20 protein-coding genes are annotated in these 21,910 nt (G+C 72.6%); 8 read left to right on the forward strand and 12 right to left on the reverse strand.

Features of this window, described 5'->3' with window-relative positions; translation table 11 throughout:
- Positions 1-176: 176 nt before the first annotated feature.
- From LZ495_RS32270 to LZ495_RS32325, 12 genes are all read right to left on the reverse strand, one after another.
- Positions 177-1,094 carry an NADP-dependent oxidoreductase gene (locus LZ495_RS32270; RefSeq protein ID WP_235056514.1) on the reverse strand — a complete coding sequence of 306 codons (918 nt, stop codon included), beginning with the start codon at positions 1,092-1,094 and terminating at the stop codon, positions 177-179.
- A 97-nt stretch (positions 1,095-1,191) separates the two neighbouring features.
- Positions 1,192-1,695, reverse strand: a complete 504-nt coding sequence (locus LZ495_RS32275) for a hypothetical protein (protein ID WP_235056515.1) — start codon at positions 1,693-1,695, stop codon at positions 1,192-1,194.
- A 159-nt stretch (positions 1,696-1,854) separates the two neighbouring features.
- On the reverse strand, positions 1,855-2,634 hold the full coding sequence (locus tag LZ495_RS32280) for a hypothetical protein (protein WP_235056516.1): 780 nt from the start codon (positions 2,632-2,634) through the stop codon (positions 1,855-1,857).
- Between the two features lie 37 nt (positions 2,635-2,671).
- Complete coding sequence (locus LZ495_RS32285) at positions 2,672-3,220, reverse strand: SigE family RNA polymerase sigma factor (RefSeq protein ID WP_235056517.1); 549 nt, start codon at positions 3,218-3,220, stop codon at positions 2,672-2,674.
- Between the two features lie 160 nt (positions 3,221-3,380).
- Positions 3,381-3,866: an anthrone oxygenase family protein gene (locus LZ495_RS32290; protein WP_235056518.1), complete on the reverse strand. Its 486-nt coding sequence runs from the start codon at positions 3,864-3,866 to the stop codon at positions 3,381-3,383.
- Positions 3,867-4,038: 172 nt separating this feature from the next.
- Complete coding sequence (locus LZ495_RS32295; RefSeq protein ID WP_235056519.1) at positions 4,039-4,860, reverse strand: Rossmann-fold NAD(P)-binding domain-containing protein; 822 nt, start codon at positions 4,858-4,860, stop codon at positions 4,039-4,041.
- Between the two features lie 234 nt (positions 4,861-5,094).
- A complete protein-coding gene (locus LZ495_RS32300) occupies positions 5,095-6,618 on the reverse strand; it encodes an aminopeptidase P family protein (RefSeq protein WP_372498672.1) in 1,524 nt (507 codons plus the stop codon).
- A gap of 58 nt (positions 6,619-6,676) precedes the next feature.
- The gene (locus LZ495_RS32305; protein ID WP_235056521.1) at positions 6,677-7,777 is read right to left on the reverse strand and encodes an ABC transporter ATP-binding protein; all 1,101 of its coding nucleotides are present in this window, start codon (positions 7,775-7,777) and stop codon (positions 6,677-6,679) included.
- Positions 7,774-8,847 (reverse strand): ABC transporter ATP-binding protein, encoded by a 1,074-nt coding sequence (locus tag LZ495_RS32310; protein WP_235056564.1) that lies wholly within the window; start codon positions 8,845-8,847, stop codon positions 7,774-7,776. The genes LZ495_RS32305 and LZ495_RS32310 overlap by 4 nt, the downstream gene beginning before the upstream one ends.
- Before the next feature lie 26 nt (positions 8,848-8,873).
- Positions 8,874-9,851, reverse strand: coding sequence for an ABC transporter permease (locus LZ495_RS32315; protein ID WP_235056522.1), 978 nt, complete (start codon positions 9,849-9,851; stop codon positions 8,874-8,876).
- A 61-nt stretch (positions 9,852-9,912) separates the two neighbouring features.
- The gene (locus LZ495_RS32320) at positions 9,913-11,673 is read right to left on the reverse strand and encodes an ABC transporter substrate-binding protein (RefSeq protein ID WP_235056523.1); all 1,761 of its coding nucleotides are present in this window, start codon (positions 11,671-11,673) and stop codon (positions 9,913-9,915) included.
- A gap of 31 nt (positions 11,674-11,704) precedes the next feature.
- Entirely contained in the window at positions 11,705-12,730 is a 1,026-nt protein-coding gene (locus LZ495_RS32325) for an ABC transporter permease (protein WP_372498673.1), read from the reverse strand.
- 320 nt (positions 12,731-13,050) lie between these two features.
- On the opposite strand from LZ495_RS32325, the gene LZ495_RS32330 reads away from it, so the two are divergent.
- The 8 genes from LZ495_RS32330 to LZ495_RS32365 all read left to right on the forward strand — a co-directional run bounded on the left by LZ495_RS32330 (position 13,051) and on the right by LZ495_RS32365 (position 21,893).
- Positions 13,051-14,283 (forward strand): NAD(P)/FAD-dependent oxidoreductase, encoded by a 1,233-nt coding sequence (locus LZ495_RS32330; protein ID WP_235056579.1) that lies wholly within the window; start codon positions 13,051-13,053, stop codon positions 14,281-14,283.
- Positions 14,280-14,567 carry a (2Fe-2S)-binding protein gene (locus tag LZ495_RS32335; protein WP_235056524.1) on the forward strand — a complete coding sequence of 96 codons (288 nt, stop codon included), beginning with the start codon at positions 14,280-14,282 and terminating at the stop codon, positions 14,565-14,567. Before LZ495_RS32330 ends, LZ495_RS32335 begins: the two co-directional genes overlap by 4 nt.
- Positions 14,560-16,323: an FAD/NAD(P)-dependent oxidoreductase gene (locus tag LZ495_RS32340; protein WP_235056525.1), complete on the forward strand. Its 1,764-nt coding sequence runs from the start codon at positions 14,560-14,562 to the stop codon at positions 16,321-16,323. The genes LZ495_RS32335 and LZ495_RS32340 overlap by 8 nt, the downstream gene beginning before the upstream one ends.
- Before the next feature lie 182 nt (positions 16,324-16,505).
- The gene (locus LZ495_RS32345) at positions 16,506-17,366 is read left to right on the forward strand and encodes a dihydrodipicolinate synthase family protein (protein WP_235056585.1); all 861 of its coding nucleotides are present in this window, start codon (positions 16,506-16,508) and stop codon (positions 17,364-17,366) included.
- Between the two features lie 75 nt (positions 17,367-17,441).
- Positions 17,442-18,443 carry a proline racemase family protein gene (locus tag LZ495_RS32350; protein WP_235056526.1) on the forward strand — a complete coding sequence of 334 codons (1,002 nt, stop codon included), beginning with the start codon at positions 17,442-17,444 and terminating at the stop codon, positions 18,441-18,443.
- Complete coding sequence (locus tag LZ495_RS32355) at positions 18,440-19,879, forward strand: aldehyde dehydrogenase family protein (protein WP_235056527.1); 1,440 nt, start codon at positions 18,440-18,442, stop codon at positions 19,877-19,879. Before LZ495_RS32350 ends, LZ495_RS32355 begins: the two co-directional genes overlap by 4 nt.
- Positions 19,879-20,940, forward strand: coding sequence for a proline racemase family protein (locus LZ495_RS32360; RefSeq protein ID WP_235056528.1), 1,062 nt, complete (start codon positions 19,879-19,881; stop codon positions 20,938-20,940). The genes LZ495_RS32355 and LZ495_RS32360 overlap by 1 nt, the downstream gene beginning before the upstream one ends.
- Entirely contained in the window at positions 20,937-21,893 is a 957-nt protein-coding gene (locus LZ495_RS32365) for an ornithine cyclodeaminase family protein (protein ID WP_235056529.1), read from the forward strand. The genes LZ495_RS32360 and LZ495_RS32365 overlap by 4 nt, the downstream gene beginning before the upstream one ends.
- The last annotated feature ends 17 nt before the right edge of the window (positions 21,894-21,910 follow it).

Here is a 21,910-nt window from a genome sequence, read left to right on the forward strand (position 1 = left end):
CGAGGCAAGCTGCCTCGGCCGGACGCTTCTTGACGCCCGATGAGGGCATCGGCCGCGCGCCGCGGTCCGCGGGAAGACAGGACCGGACACGGCGCGCGGCCGGCATCTCGGCCGCACTGGGGCTTCAGGGCAGCTTCAGTGCGGCCGGGCTTCCGGTGCGCGGCGGTGCCGCGGTCTCAGGGCACCAGCACGACCTTGCCGCGACCGTGCCCGTTTTCCACGATCCGATGCGCCGCGGCGGCTTCGGCCAACGGCAGCCGGTGTGCGATGTGGAGGCGCAGCGCGCCCTTCTCGTAGAGGTCGACGAGCTCTCCGAGGCGCTCCCGGGACCGGGCGCCGGGGCCACCGCGCAGTCCGGCGACACCGAGCCGCGCGGCACCCTCGAAGTCGATGATGGTCGCGATGCGGGCGCGGTCCGCCACGAGTTCGACCGACGCGTCGAGCGCCCCGCGCCCGGCCGCATCGAACGCCGCATCGACCCCCTGCGGGGCGGCGGCCCGGACCCGGTCGGCCAGCCCCTCCCCGTACACCACCGGCACCGCCCCCAGCGAACGCACGTAGTCGTGGTTGGCCTCGCTCGCGGTACCGACCACGGAGGCACCCCAGGCGATCGCCAACTGCACCGCGACCGTCCCCACGCCACCGGCCGCGGCATGCACGAGCACGGTGTCGCCCGGCCCGACGCCCAGTTCCCGCAGCGCTCGGTGCGCGGTCTGCCCGGATGCGGACATCACGCCCGCCACATCCCAAGCCATTGCGGCCGGCTTGGCCACGACCTGTTCGGCGGGCACCGCGACGGCCTGGGCGTAGCTGCCCAGCAAGCTCCAGCCCAGCACTTCGCTGCCTATCGAGAAGTCGGTGACGCCGTCGCCGACTTGGTCCACCACCCCGGCGAACTCGTTGCCGGGCACGACGGGCAGCGGCACGGCCATGCTCGGCGGCGCGGCTCCGCGGCGCAGCATCGTGTCGGCGGGCTGCACGCCGGCCGCCCGGATCCGCACCCGGATCCCGCCCGGCCCGGGCACGGGGTCCGGGACCTCGGCGAGCCGCAGCACGTCGGGAGCACCGTATTCGCTGAGTACCACTGCCTTCATGAAGTCGCCCGTCCCATCGGTTCCGAGGCCGTCGGTCCCGGTAACGATGCAACGTGAAGCGCAGTTGAAGTCAAGCCGCCCTGGAAGGCTGCGGCCCCTAGCGGGAGATGACTGCTCCGTCGGAGGTCACCACGAGCCCGGCCTGCACGCCGTCGTCACCGCAGCGGGAGCCGTGCGAGTAGGACAGCGACGGGGTCAGCCTGATGTCGTCGGTGAGCACCGTGCCGCCCGAGGAGTCGCGCAGGATCAGGGTGACGAGGACCGGGCTTTCGGGAAGGTCCGGGATCTCCGCGAAACCGTTCTTGCTGCCGGTCGCGCCGGGCATGGCCGAGCACATCTCGTCCGTGCAGCCGCTGTCCGCGACGGCCGTCGAGGCGGTGAGCTCCAGTTCCCAGTCCTGGCAGCGGTCTTCGGTCCAGCAGGTGCGCATCGCCGCACTCTCGGTGCGGTCCGCGACCAAGGGGGCTATGTCGAGTCCTATGCCGGTGCGGGCGGCCGAAGCAGTGCAGGCTGATGGCACTTTGTCGGCGCAACCGGTCAGGAACGCCAGCGCCGCGGCGACTGCGGCAACGTAGGCGCGTCCTGCACGGCTGGTCGGCATAACGATCTCCCTCGCCCTGAGTGTGATGGCGAGTTCACCGTAGTCGCAGCAGCACGTAAGGTCGATGAAGGGCCCGGGCAAGTTGCGTTTGCCCGGGCCCTCCTTGCACCGATGCCGACTACTGCGGTATGTCGGCTGTGGAGTGGTTCGCCGCCTGGACTACTTGTCCGTGTTGTCCGACTGCCACTGATAGATGTTCTTGCCTGCGGCGTCGTAGGCCGTGAACGTGAACGAGCCGCCGTGGTTGCCGCCCTTGGTCGGGAATGCGATCACTACGAAGCCCTCGGGCGTGTCGGGGACCGGCTTGGCGACCCCCTCCATCTTCGTGCCGTCGGCGAATACCAGTTCCAGTTTGGCCACTTCGGGCGTCACCTGGGAGACGATCACGGACTGCCCGGAACCGCTGGCCCGGTGCAGCCAGTTGACGGGGTGGCCGCTGCTGACCGCCGGATCCCAGGGCCACTGCGTGCCGGCGCTGCGACCGCTGATGTCGGCCTGCCAGGAGCCGTTCACCGTCAGGTACACGTGCTCTTGGCGGGAGCGGTCGACCGGCTTGCCGCCAGGGCCGGACACGGTAGGCCGTGACGGGCTGCCGGGCGGGTTGCTCGCGCCGAGTACCCGGACGACCTCCCACGGCTTGCCGTCGGCCGTCGTCCCGGAAGCGAGGACAAGCTTGTCCTCCGCAGCGGGGGTCGTAGGGGCCGGCGCCGGGGTCTGGGTGGGGGGCGCCGAGGTGACCGTCACCGTCGTCGGAGATCCGGCCACGGAAGCGGAGTTGCCGTCCCCGTCACCGCCGATGAACGTCACCGCGCCGGCGAGGCCCGCGGCCACCAGGATGGCCGCCACCGAGCCGCCGATCACCGACCTCCGCCGGCGCCGGCCGCGGCCCTCCGTCTCGATGGCCTCGTGCGGGGCGAGTGTGTCGGGCACATCGTGCATGCCTCGAGCGAATCTGTCGCGCATCCACTGTCCTTCCTCAGACTCGGTCATGGACCGGCACCTCCGAGATGTCGTACGTTCCGGCGGCCCACTGGGGGCCGGACAATGCGGGATCGGCCCGCAACTTCGCGAGGCCCTTCGAGGCTTGGCTCTTGACCGTGCCGGCCGAGCAGCCCAGGGCGCGGGCCACATCGGCTTCCGGCAGGTCGTCCCAGTAGCGCAGGACCACCACCGCCCGCTGCCGTACCGGCAGCCTGGCCAGTGCCCGCACCAGGGCGTCCCGCAGGTCCACGAGGTGCGTGGGATCCGGCGAGCGGGCTTCCGGAGGCGCGGCGCCGAGCAGTTGCGTGATGCGTCTCTTCCGGAAGCGTGCGGCGTTGGCATTGACCAGGATCCGCCGCACGTACGCGTCCGGACTGTCACTGGCTTGCACGCGGGTCCAGGCGACGTACGCCTTGGCCAGTGCGGTCTGCACGAGATCCTCGGCTTCGCCGTGGTCGCCGGTCAGCAGGTACGCGGTACGCACCAGCCTGGGCCAGCGGGCCTGGACGAATTCGTGGAACTGCGCCGCCTCGTGGGGCCTCAAACGACACCTCCTTCAGCCCCCTTGAGTACCGCCCGCTCCGGACCGGTTGCCCGGCCGGGCGAAGAATCCCGCGGAGGTACCGGTCCGACCCCGGGCACGCGCGAAGGGCGGTGCTGCCGTGGGCAGCACCGCCCTTGCGGTGGCGGGTCGTTCCGGAGGGTCAGCTCGCGGTGAAGACTCCGGCGATCATCAGGGCGCCGGCGAGGATGGCCAGCAGGCCGCGGACGGTGTTCATGCCCGTCCACTCGCGCAGGTAGCGCTCCCAGAGGCGGTCGGCCTCCGGGGTGCCCGCGGTGACCTGGTCGAGTGCGGTGTTGCGCGGGACGTGGTAGCCGGCGGTGACCATGAACGAGCCGACCAGGTAGACCGCGGCGCCGGCCACGAGATACGCGGAGGACGTGCCGTCCCAGTCCCGTACAGCCCAGACACCCAGGGCCAGGGAGAGCAGGGCGGCGCCCATGAAGACGCCCATGAACGCGGGGGTGTAGGCGGCCCGGTTGACGGACTGCATCACGCCGACGCCGTGTGCGGCGGGGACGGTGCGCAGGCCCTTCATCACGAGGACCGTGAAGCCGTAGAACACCCCGCCCATGACGATACTGGCGAGCGCGGTGGCCAGGGTCAGTGCGAAGAGGATGCCGTCCATGGTGATGCCCTCCGGGCCTTCAGGTGGTGCCGGGTCGACGGGTTCTGCAGAACGGCGGGAGCCGGTCGACAGATTGGATCATGCGGATCGAGCGGATGCGGCGGTGCGGGGGAGCGGGGCCGGCCCGGCGTGGTGGCGAGGGAGTGCACGGGCCGGCCCCAGGGGGTGGTGGTCAGACGTTCCAGACGCCGGTGGCCGCGGCCGCCTTGGCGTAGTCGGCGAAGTCGCGCGGGTCCTTGCCGGTGGCGCGCTTGACGCCGTCGGTCAGGTGCGCGTTGCGGCCGTCCAGCACCTCGGTGAAGAGGTAGCGGATGAAGTCGACCGTCTCCTGCGGCTCGCCGAGTTCGAGCAGCACTGCCGCGTACGCGTCGAGCGGCACCTCCACGAACGCGATCTCGCGCCCGGTCGCCGCGGCGACCTCCGCGACCGCCTCGGCGAAGGTGAGCAGGCGCGGGCCGGTCACCTCGTACACCTCGCCCGCGTGGCCGTCCTCGGTGAGGGCCGCCACCGCGACGTCGGCGATGTCGTCGGCGTCGACGAACGGCTCCTTGACGTCGCCGACCGGAAGCGCGACCTCGCCGGAAAGCACCGGGTCGACCAGGAAGTTCTCGCTGAAGTTCTGGTGGAAGAAGGACGCCCGGACGATGGTCCAGGCCGCGCCGGACTGCTGCACGAGCGCCTCGGCCTGCTGGGCCTCCGGCTCGCCGCGGCCGGACAGCAGGACCAGGTGGCCGACGCCCTCGGCGGCCGCGAGCTTGGCGAAGTCGCCCACGGTCTCGGCCGCGCCGGGCACCGCGAGGTCGGGGTAGTAGGTGATGTACGCCTTGCTCACCCCCTGCACCACCGGCTTCCAGGTCTCCCTGTCGTTCCAGTCGAACGGGATCTCCGCGCTGCGCGAGCCTATGCGGGTGGCGATGCCGCGCTCGGCGAGGCGCTCGACGACCCGGCGGCCGGTCTTGCCGTTGCCGCCCAGAACCAGGATGGTGCTCGTCATTTGGGGCTCCTCAGGTGAGTGGTGCGTCTGCTTGCTTGACTCGATTCAAGTCCACGGGAGTAAGACGGAACATAGTTGAGGAGCCCAATTACATGTTCCATCGTCTCGATCGCGTCGAGGCCCCGCGTTCCGTGGATAAAAGTTCGCATTCGCGACCGGGAAGCAAAGGCCGAGGCCCGGCCGTCCGCGGGTGCGGTCGGCCGGGCCTCGGGTGCGCCGGGCGGCAGGTGCGGGTCAGCCCGCGAGGGTGCCCATCCACTCCTCGATCGCGTCCGGATCGCGGGGCAGCGCGCTCGACATGAGCCGGGCGCCGTCCTCGGTGATGACCAGGTCGTCCTCGATCCGGATGCCCATGCCGCGCAGTTCGACCGGCAGCGTCTCGTCGTCCGGCTGCAGGTAGAGGCCGGGCTCCACGGTGAGCACGTGGCCGACCTCCAACTTGCCGTCCAGGTACGTCTCGGCGCGCGCCTTGGCGCAGTCGTGCACGTCCATGCCGAGCATGTGGCCGCTGCTGCACAGCGTGTACCGGCGGTGCAGGCCGCTCTCCGGGCGCAGCGACTCCTCCGCGCGCACCGGCAAAATGCCCCAGGAGTGCAGGCCTTCGGCGATGACGCGCATCGCGGCCTGGTGGAAGTCCCGGAAGCTGGCCCCCGGGCGCAGCGCGTCGATGCCGGCCTGCTGCGCGTCCAGCACCAGCTGGTAGGCCTCGCGCTGCGCGCTGCTGAAGCGGCCGGAAAGCGGCAGCGTGCGGGTGATGTCCGCGGTGTAGAGCGAGTCGGTCTCCACGCCCGCGTCCAGCAGCAGCAGCTGCTTCGGGTCCAGCTTCCCGTCGTTGCGGATCCAGTGCAGCACGCACGCGTGCGCACCGGACGCCGCGATGGTGTCGTACCCGGTGCCGTTGCCCTCGGCGCGGGCGCGCAGGTCGAAGACGCCCTCGATCCAGCGCTCGCCGCGGTGGTGGCCGAGCGCGGCGGGCAGCGCGCGCACGACGTCGGTGAAGCCGGCCGTGGTGTGGTCGACCGCGAGCTGCAGCTGCGCGACCTCCCACTCGTCCTTGATGAGCCGCATCTCCGAGAGGTACTGGGCGAGTTCGCGGTTGCGGTCGGTCTCGCCCGGCTCGCTGACCACGGCGTCCACGGCCGGGTCGACGCCGGCCAGCACGCGGGTCGGCACGCCGCCCTTCTTGAGCCGGTCCTCCAGCGTGTCCAGGTGCACGCAGTCGATGCCCAGCATCGTCGCGGCCTCGTCCAGGGTGGGCCGCCGGCCGACCCAGAACTCGCCGTAGCGGCGGTCCCGGAAGAACGCCCCGGTGTCGCGCACGGACCGCGGCCGCAGGTGCAGCAGCGCCTCGTGGGTGCCCCCGACCGGCTCCATGACCAGCACCGAATCGGGCTCCTGCTCGCCGGTCAGGTACGCGTACGCGGTGTGCGGTCGGAACCGGTAGTCGCAGTCGTTGCTGCGCACCTTGAGCACGCCGGACGGGATGACCAGGCGCTCGCCCGGGAACCGCGCGGACAGCCGGGCGCGCCGCTTGGCGGTCCACGGGCCGATGTCGGACAGGGCCAGGTCGGGCAGCGGGCTGGCGGCCCACCGGTCGCTCATGAACGCCGCGAGGGCGTCCGAGACCGGCAGGTCGTGGCTGCCGGTGTGGAAGCGGTCGGCACTGGCGTCCTGGGTCACAGGAGCTCCTCCAGTCGGTTCGGCGCACCTGGGGACCGGCGGTTTCGCGCGGTCCGGGTACGGGATATTTCGGGACATCCGGGCGGTGGCAGCAACGCTACCCCGCCGGTCGGCGGGCCGGGTTCACCGGTCCGGTTCAGGGCGCCGCGGCGCCGGCCGGCACCGCGGCGACCGGCCCGGCCGCCGCGGTGGGGTCGGGCGGGGCCGGGAAGTGGCAGGCCACGTCGGGGGCGGGGGCCGCACCGAGCCGGACCAAGGGCGGTTCCTGCTCGGCGCAGACCGCCTGCGCCTTGGGGCAGCGGGTGCGGAACCGGCAGCCGGACGGCGGGTTCGCCGGGCTCGGCAGGTCCCCGGTGAGGCGTACGCGCGGACGCCGGGCGCCGTCCGCACCGCGCTCGCCCGGGACCGCGGACAGCAGCGCGTGCGTGTACGGGTGGTGCGGGTTCGTGTACAGCGACGCACGGTCCGCGACCTCCACGACCTTTCCGAGGTACATCACCGCGACACGTTCGCAGAAGTGCCGCACGACCGCGAGGTCATGGGCGATGAAGACGAACGCGATGCCGAGGTCGCGCTGCAGCTCCTTGAGCAGGTTGACGACCTGTGCCTGGATCGACACGTCCAGTGCGGACACCGGCTCGTCCGCGACCACCAGCCGCGGTTCGACGGCCAGTGCGCGGGCGATGCCGATGCGCTGCCGCTGGCCGCCGGAGAACTCGTGCGGGAAGCGGTTGTAGTGCTCCGGGTTCAGGCCGACGATCTCCAGGAGTTCCTGCACGCGCTTGCGGTGGCCGCCGGGCGGGTCGATGCCGTTGACCTTCATCGGCCCGGAGATGATCGTGCCGACCGTGTGCCGCGGGTTCAGCGACGAGTACGGGTCCTGGAACACCACCTGGATCTGCGAGCGCAGCGGCGCCAACTGGCGCCGGCTCGCGTGCGTGATGTCCCGGCCGTCGTAGCGGATCGTGCCGCCGCTCGGCTCCAGCAGCCGGGCCACCAGCCGCCCGGTGGTCGACTTGCCGCAGCCGGACTCGCCGACCAGCCCGAAGCTCTCGCCCGCGCCGACCGAGAACGACACGTCGTCGACCGCCTGCACGGCCCCGGCCTTGCGCCGCAGCAGGCCGCCGCCGATCGGGAAGTGCTTGGTCAGGCCGCTGACTTCGAGCAGCGGTACGGCGGTCGGGGCGGCGGACTGCGGGTCGCCCGCCGGGGCCTGGGCCGGGATCGCGGCGGTCATGCGGTGGCTCCTTCGCGGGTCGCGGTGTCCAGGTGGCAGGCCGAGACGCCGTTGCCCGGCCACGGGACCGCATCGCCGCTGCCGGGTGCGAGGGCCGGACGGGCCAGCACCGGACGCTCCGTGCGGCACAGTTCGACGGCGTGCCCGCAGCGCGGGTGGAACGCGCAGCCGGACGGGGGGTTCAGCAGGCTGGGCGGCGAGCCGGGCACCGGGCGCAGCGGCTCGTCGACGTCGCCGTCGAGGCGCGGCATCGACGACAGCAGGCCCCAGGTGTACGGGTGCTGCGGGGTGTCGAGGACCTCTGCGGTGCTGCCGTACTCGACCGCACGCCCCGCGTACATGACCAGGACGTCGTCCGCGACGTCCTCGACCACGCCCAGGTCGTGCGTGACCAGGATGATCGCGGTGCCCAGGTCGCGCTGCAACTCGCCGAGCAGGTCCAGGATCTGGGCTTGCACGGTGACGTCCAGCGCGGTGGTCGGCTCGTCCGCGATCAGCAGGTCCGGCTCGCACACCAGCGCCATCGCGATCATCGCGCGCTGCCGCATGCCGCCGGAGAACTGGTGCGGGTAGTCGCGGATCCGCCGGGCGGCCTGCGGGATGCCCACCCGGTCCAGCATCTCGACCGCCCGGGCGCGGGCCGCCTTGCGGTCCGCTTTGGTGTGCCGGCGGTACGTCTCGGCGATCTGCTCGCCGATCGTGTAGTACGGCGACAGTGCGGTCAGCGGGTCCTGGAAGATCATCGACAGGCGGCGGCCGCGCAGGTCGCGCAGCCGGCGCTCGGGGGCGCCGATCAGGTCGATGCCGTCGAACCGGGCGCGGCCCTCGATGGTGCTGCGGGCCGGGTTGTGCAGGCCGAGCAGCGCGAGGTTGGTGACGCTCTTGCCGGAGCCGGACTCGCCCACGATGCCCAGCGTGCGGCCGCGTTCGAGCCGGAAGGTCAGCCCGTCCACCGCCTTGACGATGCCGTCCTCGGTGCGGAACCGCACCTTCAGGTCGGCGACGTCGAGCAGCGGCTCGGCGGGCGCCGGGTCCGCCGCGGCCCCGTTCCCGCGCGCCGCATCGGCCATGTTCTTCTTCGTGCTCTGCACTGCGGTCACGACAGCCTCACCCTCGGGTCGATCACCGCGTACAGCGCGTCGACCACGACGTTGGCGAGCACCATCGCGCCGGCCGCGATGAGCACCACGCCCATGATCATGGGCAGATCGGAGTTGGCCACCGAACTGACCGCCAACTTGCCGATGCCCGGGATGTTGAAGGTGGTCTCGGTGACCACCGCGCCGCCCAGCAGCGTGCCGAGCTCGATGCCGTACACCGTCAGCACCGGGGTGACCGCGCCGCGCCAGGCGTGCTTTCCGGTCACCTGGAACGGAGTAAGTCCCTTGGCGCGCACGGTGCGCACGTAGTCCTCCTGGAGCGAGTCGACCATCGAGGACCGGGTCAGCCGGGTGTAGACCGCGGCCTGCACGACGGCGAGCGTCAGCCACGGCAGCAGGAGTCCGCCCGCCCAGCCCGGGGTGTCGTCCAGCAGCGGGACGTACTCGGGTTTGGGCAGCCAGCGCAGTTCGTCGACGAACACGTAGCGGGCGATGACGCCGAGGAACTGGATGGTGACCGATGCGCCGATCAGCGACAGCGCCATGGTGGTCTTGTCCAGCCAGCCCCCGCGGTTGAGCGCGGCGACCACGCCGACGCCGATGCCCACGGTCAGGAAGATGACCGAGGCGCCGAAGGCCAGCGACAGGGTGGCCGGGAAGCGGTCGAGCAAGGTGTCGAGCACCGGCTCGGAGTTCACGAACGAGTAGCCCAGACAAGGCGCGTCGCAGCGCATCTCGCCGTAGTCGCGGCCCACGAAGATGCCGCTCAGGTAGTCCCAGTACTGCGCCGGCACGGACTGGTCCAGGCCGAGGTTCGCGCGGATCGCGGCCAGCGTGTCGGGGGTGCAGGTCTTGCCGCAGGACAGCCGCGCCGGGTCGTCGGGGACCGCGAAGAACAAGAAGAAGGTGGCGGTGATGACGATGAACAGGATCAGTGCCGCGCCCAGCAGCCGCCGTACGAGGAATCGGAGCATGACTAGTCCCAAGGGCTGGGCACCCCCCGGTCCGGGGGACGGACCGGGGGGTGCGCGGCGGCTACTTGACCCAGACGTCCGTCGGGTAGGTCGACCCGATGAAGCCGACCTTCACCCCGCCGAGGCCGGGACCGTAGAGGGTGAGCTGGCGGCGGTAGACGAACGGGACGACCGGGGAGTCCTCGGTCATGATCTTCTTGTCCAGCGCGGCCCACTGCTTGCCGGCCTCGACGACGTCCGAGACCAGGGCGATCTTGTCCATCTCGGCGCTGACGGCCTTGTTGTCGTACAGCGCGTAGTTGGTGCCGTCGTCCTGGATCTTGCGGCCGTCCAGCTTGGCCGGCAGGACCGCGATGCCCGACGGCCAGTCGGCGCCCCAGCCGGACCAGTACAGGTCGTACTCGTTCGCGGTGCGGCCGATCTCGGTGTAGTAGCTCTTGTCGTTGATCGGCTTGGCGACGACCTTGAAGCCGGCCTTGGTGAGCGCCTCGTTCACCGCGACGCCGATCTGCTCCCAGACCGGGGTCTGCGGGAAGGCGAAGACGATCGTCGGGGTGGCGCCGGCCAGGATCTGCTTGGCCTTCTCCGGGTCACCGGTGGGCGGGACGCCGACGCTGTCGTACTTCTCGTAGCCGAGCACGGTCGGCGAGATGAGCGTGGTGGACAGCTCGCCGTACGCGGGACCGCCGAGGATCTGCCGGACCTGCTGCTTGGGGAACGCCGCGACGATCGCCTGACGGGTCTTCAGGTCGGTGACCCGGCGGTTGTTGATGTCGAAGTACTCGGCGAACGGGGTGAACGCGTCCGCGGTGCGGGCCTTCAGGTCCGGCGTCTCGAGCACCTTCTGCGCGGACTCGCGGCCGACCGCGGTGCGGAAGGTCATCGCGTTCTTGTCCTCGCCGTTGGCGGCGATGATGCGCTCGTTGATCTGCTGGTTCTGCGCGCCGAACTCGAACTTCCACTGGTCCGGGTAGGCGTGCCGGACCGCGTCGGTGGCCGGGTTCCAGTGCTCGTTGCGGCTGAGCACCATGCCCTTGTCGATGTCCCGCGAGGAGATCTTGTACGGGCCGGACGAGAACGGCTTCTTGTCGAAGTCGAGCTTGGTGTCCTTCTCGCGCGGCACCGGCGAGGAGGTATGCATCGCGACCGCGAAGGGGAAGTCGGCGCGCGGCTCGGCGAGTTTGAAGACCACGGTCTTCTCGTCCGGGGCCTCGATGGCGTCGTACGACTTGCCGTTGTAGGGGCCGTCGTACACGGTGCGGAAGTCCGCACCCTTGCCGGTCAGCCACTCCTGGATCCACGTCGGGCCGCCGGTGATCTCCTTGGCGAAGGAGCGCTCGACGCCGTACTTGATGTCGGCCGCCTTGATGGCCGAGCCGTCCTCGTACTTGAGGTTGTCCTTGAGCGTGAACTTCCAGGTCTTGCCGCCGTCCGGCGAGCTGCCGGTGTCCTTGGCCAGGTCGCCGACCAGCACGGTCTGCCCGTCGACCTGCTTGAAGGTGGTCAGCTGCCGGGACAGCAGGAGCAGGACGGTCTGCTCGTGCGAGACGTACACGCGCGCCGGGTCGAGGTGGTTGAAGTCGGCGCGCTCCAGCACCAGCGCGGTGCCGCCGGTCTTGGCCTCGGGTATCGCGGCCGCGGGGCCGGTCGAGTCCGATGCGTCGCCGATCCGCACGGCGGCGGTCTTCGCGGCGGGCGGCGCTGCGCTGCCGCCCGGCTTGGCGGCGTTGTCGGTGGAGCCGCCGCCACTGCTGCAGGCGGTCGCGCCGATGGCGAGGACCGCGCCCATTACGGCGAGGCGCTGCCCGGGACGAAGAGTCATGATGCCTTCCAGATCGTTGCGTTGAGAGGGATCAGCGGTCGGTCTTGGGATCGAGGGCATCGCGGATCGAGTCGCCGAGCAGGTTGAAGGCCACGACGAAGATCAGCATCGAGATGCCGGGCACGAACATGTACGTGATGTCGGTCTGGTAGACCTCGGCGCCCTTGAGGAGCATCCGGCCCCAGTCCGGGGTGGGTTCGACCATGCCGACGCCCAGGTACGACAGGGCCGCCTCGGTGGTCACGTAGGCCGGCACGGCCAGGGACGCGGTCACCAGGATCGGCGTCCACAGGTTGGGCAGCAGCTCGTGGAAGATGATCCGGTGCGGCGGCGAACCGCTCGCCCGGGCCGCCTCCACGAACTCCCGGCTGCGCAGCGACAGGACCTGGCCGCGCAGCAGCCGCGCCACGCCGGCCCACCCGAAGGCGGACAGCACCATGACCAGGATGCTGCCGCGCAGCAGGGGGGACATCTCCTCGCCCGGCGAGGTCAGCAGCGAGGTGACGACCGGGGTGAACGCGATGAAGAACAGCGTCGAGGGGAACGACAGCATCACGTCGATGACCCGGCCGGCCAGGTAGTCGGTGCGCCCGCCCAGGTAGCCGGCGGTGACGCCGACCACCACGCCGAGCACGGTCACGATGGCGACCACGGCCAGCGAGATGAGCAGCGATGTGCGGATCCCGTAGAGCAGCTGGGTGAGCACGTCGCGGCCCAGGCCCGGCTCGATGCCGAGCCAGTACTCGCCCGAGATGCCGCCGTTCGGGGCGATCGGGTAGCCGTAGTCGTTGAGCAGGCCGGGCTCGTTCTGGCCGTACGTCGTGTACGGGTCCTTGCCGTACAGCTTCGCGAACAGCGGTGCGCCGAGCCCGGCGACGAAGAACAGCAGGACCACCGAGCCCGCCGCGACGCCGGCCTTGTCGCGGCGGAACCTCCGCCACGCCAGCCGCATCGGGGTGAGCCCGGCCGGCGGGCCCGGCGCGGGGGCCGCCGCCGGGCTGCCGTCGGTCGCGGATGCGGACGAAGGAGCCTCGGCGGTCGGCGAGGACAAGCTCATCTGGCAGCGCCCCCAGGTGGTGTCGACCAGTCGGATTCGCGTCGCGGCAGCGGTCCCGGGAGAGCCCGGGCGGGCCGCGTCGACGGTGGGGACACTCGCTGATTTTGCGGCGCAGGGTCAAGGTCTAAGCAGTGTCACATTTAAGGTGCGACATTTTATTTGCAATCCCTTTACTTTTGACCTGCGGTTTTCCCGAAGTTGGCCCTTCGGTCATCCAGGTGAAGAGGGGGCTGGCGCCAAGCAAAGCCATGTGACATTGTACTGACGTGACCGAGGCACACCTGGCACATCCATGCGATGTGATCGTCGTGGGGGCGGGCATGGTCGGCGCGGCGTGTGCGTACTACGCCGCCCGGGCCGGGCTCGCCGTCACCGTCGTCGACCGCGGCCCCGTGGCGGGCGGCACCACCGGCGCGGGCGAGGGGAACCTCCTGGTCTCCGACAAGGAGCCGGGCCCCGAGCTCGATCTCGCGCTGCGCTCCGCGCAGTTGTGGGAGGAGCTGGCCGCCGAGGAGCTGCCCGGCGGCGGCACCCTGGGCCAGGTCGCCGAGTACGAGGCGAAGGGCGGCCTCGTGGTCGCCGCGGACCCCGCGCGGCTCGCCGCGCTGACCGCGTTCGCGGCCGGGCAGACCGCCGCGGGCGTCACCGCCCGGCCGGTCGACGGCGACGGGCTCCGCGCCCTCGAACCGCACCTGGCCCGCGATCAGGCCGGCGGCGTGTACTACCCGCAGGACGCCCAGGTGCAGCCCGCACTGGCCGCCGCACACCTGCTGCGGCAGGCCCGGCTGGCCGGCGCGGCCCTGCGCCTCGGCGAGAACGTCGTGGGCATCGACACGGACAAGGAAGGGCGGGTGGCGGGCGTGCGGACGGACCGAGGGCGCATCGCCGCCCCCGCGGTGATCAACGCGGCCGGTACCTGGGGCGGCGAACTCGCCGCCCTGGCCGGGGTCTTCCTGCCGGTCATGCCGCGCCGCGGCTTCGTGCTGGTGACCGCACCGCTGCCGCCGCTGGTCCGGCACAAGGTGTACGCCGCCGACTACGTCGCCGACGTCGCCAGCGACTCCGCCGACCTGCAGACCTCCGCGGTGGTCGAAGGGACCCCGTCCGGACCGGTGCTCATCGGCGCGAGCCGCGAGCGGGTGGGCTACGACCGCACGCTGTCCGTCCCGGTGCTGCGGCGCCTGGCGGCCCAGGCGGTCGCGCTCTTCCCGCGGCTTGCGGAGGTGCCGGCGATGCGCGCGTACCGCGGGTTCCGCCCCTATATGCCGGACCACCTCCCGGCGATCGGCGAGGACCCGCGCCGGCCCGGCTTGTTCCACGCCTGCGGGCACGAGGGTGCGGGCATCGGACTGGCCCCGGCGACCGGTTTCTTCATCGCCCAGCAGCTGGTGGGCGAGAAGCCCGACTTCGATCTCGCCCCGTTCCGTCCGGACCGCTTCGAAGCGGATGCTGCGGCGGGCGGGGGCGTCCCGTACGGCGGTTCCGAGACTGGTCCGGACATCAGCCCGGAGATCGGCCCGGAATCCCGGCTCGACGGCGGTGCGGACAGATGACGGGCACTCCTCGCGACTTGGTCGCGGCCCGCCCCGGACCGGAGTTCACCGTACGGGTCGACGGCCGCCCGGTCCCCGCACTGCCTGGCCAGACTCTGGCCGCGGTGCTGTGGGCCGCGGGCATCACCGCGTGGCGCACCTCGCGCGTGACCGGCGAACCGCGCGGCGCGTTCTGCGGCATCGGGGCGTGCTTCGACTGCTTGATCACCGTCAACGGCGTCCGCGACCAACGCGCGTGCCTGGTCCGGCCGGAGCCGGGGGACGAGGTGCGGACGCGTGACTGACGTGAACGACGTGAACGACTTGAACGACGGGGTCCGCGACCGGTACGACCTTGCGGTGATCGGCGCCGGCCCGGCCGGGTTCGCCGCCGCGGTCACCGCGGCCGACGCCGGACTCGCGGTCGTGATCCTGGACGCGGGCCGCGCCGCGGGCGGGCAGTTCTACCGCCAGCCCGCAGCCGCGCTCCGCGCTGCCCGGCCGGACCGGCTGCACCACGGGTGGCGCGCGTACACCGCATGGACAGGGCGCCTCGCGGCACATGTCGCCGCAGGCACGATCAATCATTTGACGGACCATCATGTGTGGACCGTGGAACGGCTGGACGCCGACGCGGCGGACGGCCGCGGCTTGGCGGGGGCAGGGAGCGCCACCGCGGAAACTGCCGCCTCGCCCGGCACGCTCTTCGCCGTGCACGCCGTCATCGGCGCGGGCGGGGCGACCGGGCGTGCCGTCCAGGCCTCCGCGGTGCTGCTGGCAACCGGTGCGTACGAGCGGCAACTGCCTTTCCCCGGCTGGACGCTGCCCGGCGTCGTCACTGCGGGCGGGGCCCAGGCGCAACTCAAGGACTCGCTGGTCGTGCCCGGTCGGCGGGTCGTGGTCGCGGGCACCGGGCCGCTGCTGCTCAGCGTCGCGGCGAGCCTCGCGCTGGCCGGGGCCAAGGTGCCCGCGGTCGTCGAGGCCGCCGATCCGCTGCGCTACGCCCGGCACGCGAAGGCCCTCGCGCTCAACCCCGGCAAGCTCATCGAAGGCGCGGGCTACGCGGCAACCCTGGTCCGGCACGGCATCCCCGTCCGGCCCCGGCACGTCGTCGTCGCCGCGCACGGCGAGCGCCGCGTCGAGGCCGTCAGCATCGCCCGCACCGACCGCGCGGGCCGCCCGGTTCCCGGCCGCGAGCGCATGATCACCTGCGACGCGCTCGCGGTCGGCTACGGCCTGGACGCCCAACTCGAAATCGCCCTCGAACTCGGCTGCGGCACCCGCCGCGAACCGGACGGCGGCTGGGTGCTGACCGTCGACGCGCAGCAGCGCACCGGCGTGCCGGGGGTCTGGGCGGCCGGTGAGACCACCGGCGTCGGCGGCGCCCAACTCGCACTGATCGAGGGAGAGTTGGCGGCTCACTCGATCGCCGCGACATTGCCTGCGGGCGGGTTTGCGGTCCGCGCGGCAGGTGCTTCGCGACCCGGGCGCGCGATGTCCCAGACCGCACAACCGTCCGCGGGGGACGGAGGAGAGACGGGCTCGGCGGACCGGGTCGGCCCCGTCGCCGCGGCGGGGCGTTCTGTCGGATCGGCGGCACGACCCGGCCGCAAGGTTGCCAAGCTCGTCCGGCGCCGGGCCCGGTTGCGGGCCTTCGCCGACGTCCTGCAGCAGGTGCACACCCTGCCCGAGCGCTGGTCCGACAACCTGCGCGCGGACACCGCAGTATGCCGCTGCGAGGAGGTCCCGTACGCGGCGGTCCGCGACGCGGTCACCGACCTCGGTGCCACCGACTCCCGCTCGGTCAAGCTGCTCACCCGGGCCGGCATGGGCTGGTGCCAGGGGCGCATGTGCGGCACCGCCGTGCAGTGCCTGGTCGGCGAACTGACCGGCGGGGAGGCGAAAGCCGCCCCCGCGGCGCGGCCGCTGGCCTGCCCGGTGCCGCTGGGGGTGCTGGCGGAAGGGGCCTTCGCACCGGCTGCGCCTGCGTCCGGTACCTCTCCTGCTCCCGCAGCGGCGGCCCCGCCGCACGCGGAGCGCCCCGCGGACCCGCCGGACTGAGTCCGCACCGGATCCGGACCCAGTCTGCGGCCTCGCGAAACCGCGCGGACGGACCGTCTCCGGGGTCTTTTCCTCCCGTCCGCCGCTTTGTACCATGTCACATCTCATTCAAGGGGTTTCCCGTGAACACTGCCTCCGTCCCTGCCCTGCCGGACCGCACCGGCCGCCCGTGGCGCGGCATCATGGTCGCCACCGCGCTCCCGCTGCGCGACGACCTGAGCGTCGACTACGACGCGTACGCCGAGCACGTCCGCTGGCTGGTCGACTCGGGCTGCGACGGCGTGGTGCCCAACGGCTCGCTCGGCGAGTACCAGACCCTCACCCCCGAGGAGCGCGCCCGGGTCGTCGAGACCGCCGTGCAGGCGGTCGGCGGCGACCGGGTCATGCCGGGCGTCGCGGCGTACGGTGCCGCCGAGGCGCGGCGCTGGACCGAGCAGGCCGCGGAGGCCGGCGCCGCCGCGGTGATGCTGCTGCCGCCGAACGCCTACCGCGCCGACGACGCCGCCGTGCATGCGCACTACGTCGAGGTGGCCCGCGTCGGCCTGCCGATCGTGGCGTACAACAACCCGATCGACACCAAGGTCGACCTGACCCCCGAGACCCTCGCCAAGCTGCACGCCGAGGGCCTGATCGTGGCCGTCAAGGAGTTCACCGGCGATGTCCGGCGCGCCTACCGGATCGCCGAACTCGCCCCCGAGCTCGACCTGTTGATCGGCGCCGACGACGTCCTCCTGGAGCTGGCCATCGCGGGCGCGGTCGGCTGGGTGGCCGGCTACCCCAACGCCCTGCCGCTGGCGAGCGTCGAGCTGTACCAGGCCGCGGTCGGCGGCGACCTCGCCCGCGCCCAGGAGCTGTACCGCACCCTGCACCCGCTGCTGCGCTGGGACTCGCGTACCGAGTTCGTGCAGGCCATCAAGCTGTCGATGGACATGGCCGGGCGCCGCGGCGGCCCGACCCGCGCGCCGCGCACGCCGCTGTCCGCGGAGTCCGAGGCGTCGGTGCGCGCCGCCACCGAGGCCGCGCTGGCCGCCGGGCTGCGCTGACCCGCGGCGCCGGCCGGCCCTGACCCGGCCGGCGCCTGCCACCTGCCACCAGCCGGACCGAGCAAGGGACTTCACATGCGCACCCGCCATGTATTCCATGCCGTCGACTCGCACACCGAGGGCATGCCCACCCGGGTGATCACCGGCGGCGTCGGGGTGATCCCCGGCGCCACCATGGCCGAGCGCCGGGCGCACTTCCTGGCGCACATGGACCACCTGCGGACGCTCCTGATGTACGAGCCGCGCGGGCACAGCGCCATGAGCGGCGCGATCCTGCAGCCGCCCACGCGCCCCGACGCCGACTACGGCGTGCTCTTCATCGAGGTGTCCGGCTGCCTGCCGATGTGCGGGCACGGCACCATCGGGGTGGCGACCGTGCTCGTGGAGACCGGCATGGTGCCGGTCGTCGAGCCGGTCACTACGATCCGGCTGGACACCCCGGCCGGCCTGGTGGTCGCCGAGGTGGCGGTGCAGGACGGTGCCGCGACGTCGGTGACCATCCGCAACGTGCCGTCGTTCAGCGTCGGCACCGACCTCAAGGTCGAGGTGCCGGGGCTGGGCACGGTCGCCTACGACCTGGCGTACGGCGGCAACTTCTACGCGATCCTCCCCATCGAGCGCATCGGGCAGCCGTTCGACCGGGCCGCCAAGGACGGCATCATCAAGGCGTCCCTGGCCCTGATGGACGCGATCAACGAGCACGACCGCCCGGTGCACCCCGAGAACCCGGAGTTCGCCGGGGTGCACCACGTCTACCTCGCCGCCCCCGGCTCGGACGCCCGGCACTCGCGGCACGCGATGGCCATCCACCCGGGCTGGTTCGACCGCTCGCCGTGCGGCACCGGCACCAGCGCCCGCATGGCCCAGCTGCACGCGGCCGGCGAACTCCCGCTCGACCGGGACTTCGTCAACGAGTCCTTCATCGGCACCCGGTTCGTCGGCTGCCTGGTCGAGGAGACCACCGTCGCCGGGCGCCCCGCGGTCGTCCCCGCCATCACCGGCCGCGCCTGGGTCACCGGCACCGCGCAGTACTTCCTCGACCCCACCGACCCGTTCCCCGAAGGGTTCTTGCTGTGACCGCTCAGCCTTCGACCGCAGTTCCTTCGGATGCCGACGACCTGCTGGTCAGCCACAACCCGGCAGCACCCGACGACATCGTGGCCGCGGTCCGCTCCGCGACGCCCGACGAGGTCGCGGGTGCCGCCGCCCGAGCCCGCGGCGCCCACCGCACCTGGACGGGGATGGGCGCCGCGGCCCGGTCCGCCGCGCTGAACCTCGCGGCGGACCGCCCCGCGGAGGCCCCCGGCGGGCGCGCCGCGCTGATCAGCCGCGAGGTCGGCAAGCCGATCGCCGAGGCGCGCGCCGAGGTCGGCCGGGCCGTCGCGATCTGGCGCTACTACGCCCAGCAGGTCTTCGACCCGGTCGGCGCGGTCCACGAACCCGCCTCGGGGCCCGGCCTGTTGCTCACCCGGCGCCGCGCGCACGGGGTGGCCGGCCTGATCACACCGTGGAACTTCCCGCTGGCCATCCCGGTGTGGAAGGCCGCCCCGGCGCTGGCGGCCGGCAATGCCGTGCTGCTCAAGCCGTCCCCCGACGCGGTGGGCTGCGCGCAGCGCCTCGCCGCGCTGCTCGAAGGCGTCCTGCCGCCCGGCCTGTTCACTGTGCTGCCCGGCGGCGCGGCGACCGGGGGCGCGCTGGTGGACGCCGCCGACGTCGTCTCGTTCACCGGGTCCACTGCCGTCGGCACCGAAGTCGTCCGCGCCGCCACCGCGCGCGGCATTCCCGTGCAGGCCGAGATGGGCGGCCACAATGCCGCCCTCGTCCTGCCGGACGCGGACCCGAAGACGACGGCCGCGCAACTCGCGGCGGCTGCCTTCGGGTTCGCGGGCCAGAAGTGCACCGCGACCAAGCGGATCATCGTGGTCGGCGACCCGGCGCCGCTGCGCGAGGCGCTGATCGAGGCGACCACCGCGCTGCGGGTCGGCGATCCGGCCGACGCCGCGACGCACGTGGGCCCGGTCATCGGCGTCCGGGCCCGGGACGCGGTGCTGGCCGCCGCGGAGTCCGCGGTCGCGGCCGGCGGCACCCGGCTCGCGGGCGGCACCGCCGCCGAGGCGGAGCATGCCGGGGACGGCGACGGCTGGTTCGTGGCACCCCAGTTGCTCGAAGGCGTACCCGAGGACCACATGCTGGCCCGGGAAGAGGTCTTCGGCCCGATCGCCGTGCTGTTCTCCGTCCCGGACCTGGACGCCGCGCTGGCGCTGGCCGCCGCGGTCCGGCACGGCCTGGTCACCTCGGTGCACACCCGGGACCTGGACGCCGCGCTGGCCGTGGTGGACCGCGTGGACACCGGGCTGGTGAAGGTCAACGCGCCCAGCACCGGCGTGGACTTCCACATGCCGTTCGGCGGCGACAAGGAGTCCAGCCACGGTCCGCGCGAACAGGGCAAGGCGGCGATGGACTTCTACACCAAGTCCTGCACGGTCTCGCTGGTCCCGGCGGGCGGCCTGTGATGAGCACCTTTACTTCACGGGAAGACGAACTCGTCGTGCACACCGTCGATTACCACACCGCGGGGGAGCCGTTCCGCATCGTCGCGGACGGACTGCCGCCGCTGGCCGGGGAGTCCGTCGCCGAACGCCGCGCGATCCTGCTGCGGCCGGACGGCAGTGGCCCGCGCGACACCCCCACCGACCGGGTGCGCCGCCTGCTGTGCCACGAACCGCGCGGGCACGCCGACATGTACGGCGGGTTCATCGTGCCGCCGGACGACGACGGCGCGCACTTCGGTGTCCTGTTCTGGCACAAGGACGGCTACTCGACCGCATGCGGGCACGGGACCATCGCGCTCGGCGTCTGGGCGGTGGACGCCGGACTGGTGGCCGCCCCCGACGACGGCGAGGTGCCGGTGCGCATCGACGTCCCGTCCGGGCGCGTGGCCGCCCGGGTGCTGCGCGCCGGCGGGCGCACGGTCGGCGCGGTCTTCCGCAACGTGCCGACCCGGATCACCGCGCGCGGCATCACCGTGCTCACCTCGTATGGCAAGGCCACCGTCGACCTCGCCCACTCCGGTGCCTGCTACGCCTCGGTGTCCGCGCAGTCCCTCGGACTCGCGGTGGTACCCGAGCAGTTCGCCGACATCGTGCAGGCCGGTCGGGAGATCAAGGCGGCCCTCGCGGGCGACCCGGCCGTCCGGCATCCGCACGACTCGCGGCTGTCCGGCGTGTACGGGGTGATCCTGCACGACGAACTCCCCGTTCCCGAAGGGAGCGGCGACGTGCACCAGCGCAGCGTCACGGTGTTCGCCGACGGCCAGGTGGACCGCTCGCCGTGCGGCTCCGGCACCTCGGCGCGGCTCGCGCTGCTGCACGCGGACGGCAGGCTGGACGCGAACGGCGGCGCGGTGCTTCGGCATTCGTCCATCGTGGGCACGGAGTTCGTGGGCCGCGTGACCGGCACCGACCCGGACGGCTCGGTGCTCACCGAGGTCGAGGGCACCGCCTACCGCACCGGCCGCCACCACTTCGTCCTGGACGCGCACGACGCGCTCGGCACCGGGTTCGTGCTGCGGTGACCGCCTTGGACGCGGTGCCGCGCATCGGCGCCGAGGAGCTGGCCGCGCTTGTGTCCCCGGCCGACGCGGTCCGGGCGATCCGCGAAGCGTTGCGCGCCGGACTCGATCCCGAGGCCGAACAGGCGCGCACCGTCAGCGAGATGGCGGCCGGGCAGCTGCTGCTGATGCCGGCCGAGCTGGGCGCGTACGCAGGTGTCAAGATCGCTGCGGTGGCGCCCGGCAACCCGGCGGTCGGCCTGCCGCGGATCGGCGCGGTGTACGTCCTGCTGGACGCGGCGACGCTGCTGCCCGTCGCGTTCCTGGACGGCACCGCCCTCACCTCGCTCCGCACCCCGGCCGTCTCGGCGGTCGCGGTCGACCTGCTGCTCGCCCGGCGCGACGGCGTGCACGCGGTGGTCTTCGGGACCGGGCCGCAGGCGTGGGGGCACATCGAGGTGCTGCGTACCGTGCGCAGCCTGGACCGGGTCACCGTGGTCGGGCGCGATCCGCGCCGCACCGCCGATCTGGTCGCGCGCTGCCGCGAGGCCGGGCTCGCGGCGTGGGCGGGCACGCCCGCGGACGTCGCGGACGCCGACGCGGTGTGCTGCTGCACGACCGCGCGCACGCCGCTCTTCGACGGCGCCCTGGTCGCCGACCATGCCGTCGTGGTCGCGGTCGGTTCGCATGAACCGGGCGCCCGAGAGCTGGACGGGGACCTGGTCGCGCGGGCCGGGACGGTCGTGGTCGAGTCGCGCGCCGCGGCGCTGCGTGAGGCGGGCGACCTGCTCGTCCCGCTGGGCGAGGGCCGCTTCGGCCCGGAGCGGGTGGACGGCAACCTCGCCGACCTGGCCGCGGGCCGGGTCGCCCGGCCGGAGAAGGGCCCGTACCTCTTCAAGAGCGTGGGCATGGCCTGGCAGGACCTGGTGGTCGCGGCGGCCGCGCATCGGAAGGTCACTGAAGATATGTCAGTATAGGTGTGACATTGTACATT

The organism is Yinghuangia soli, from assembly GCF_021502675.1.
Classification (GTDB): Bacteria; Actinomycetota; Actinomycetes; order Streptomycetales; family Streptomycetaceae; genus Yinghuangia; species Yinghuangia soli.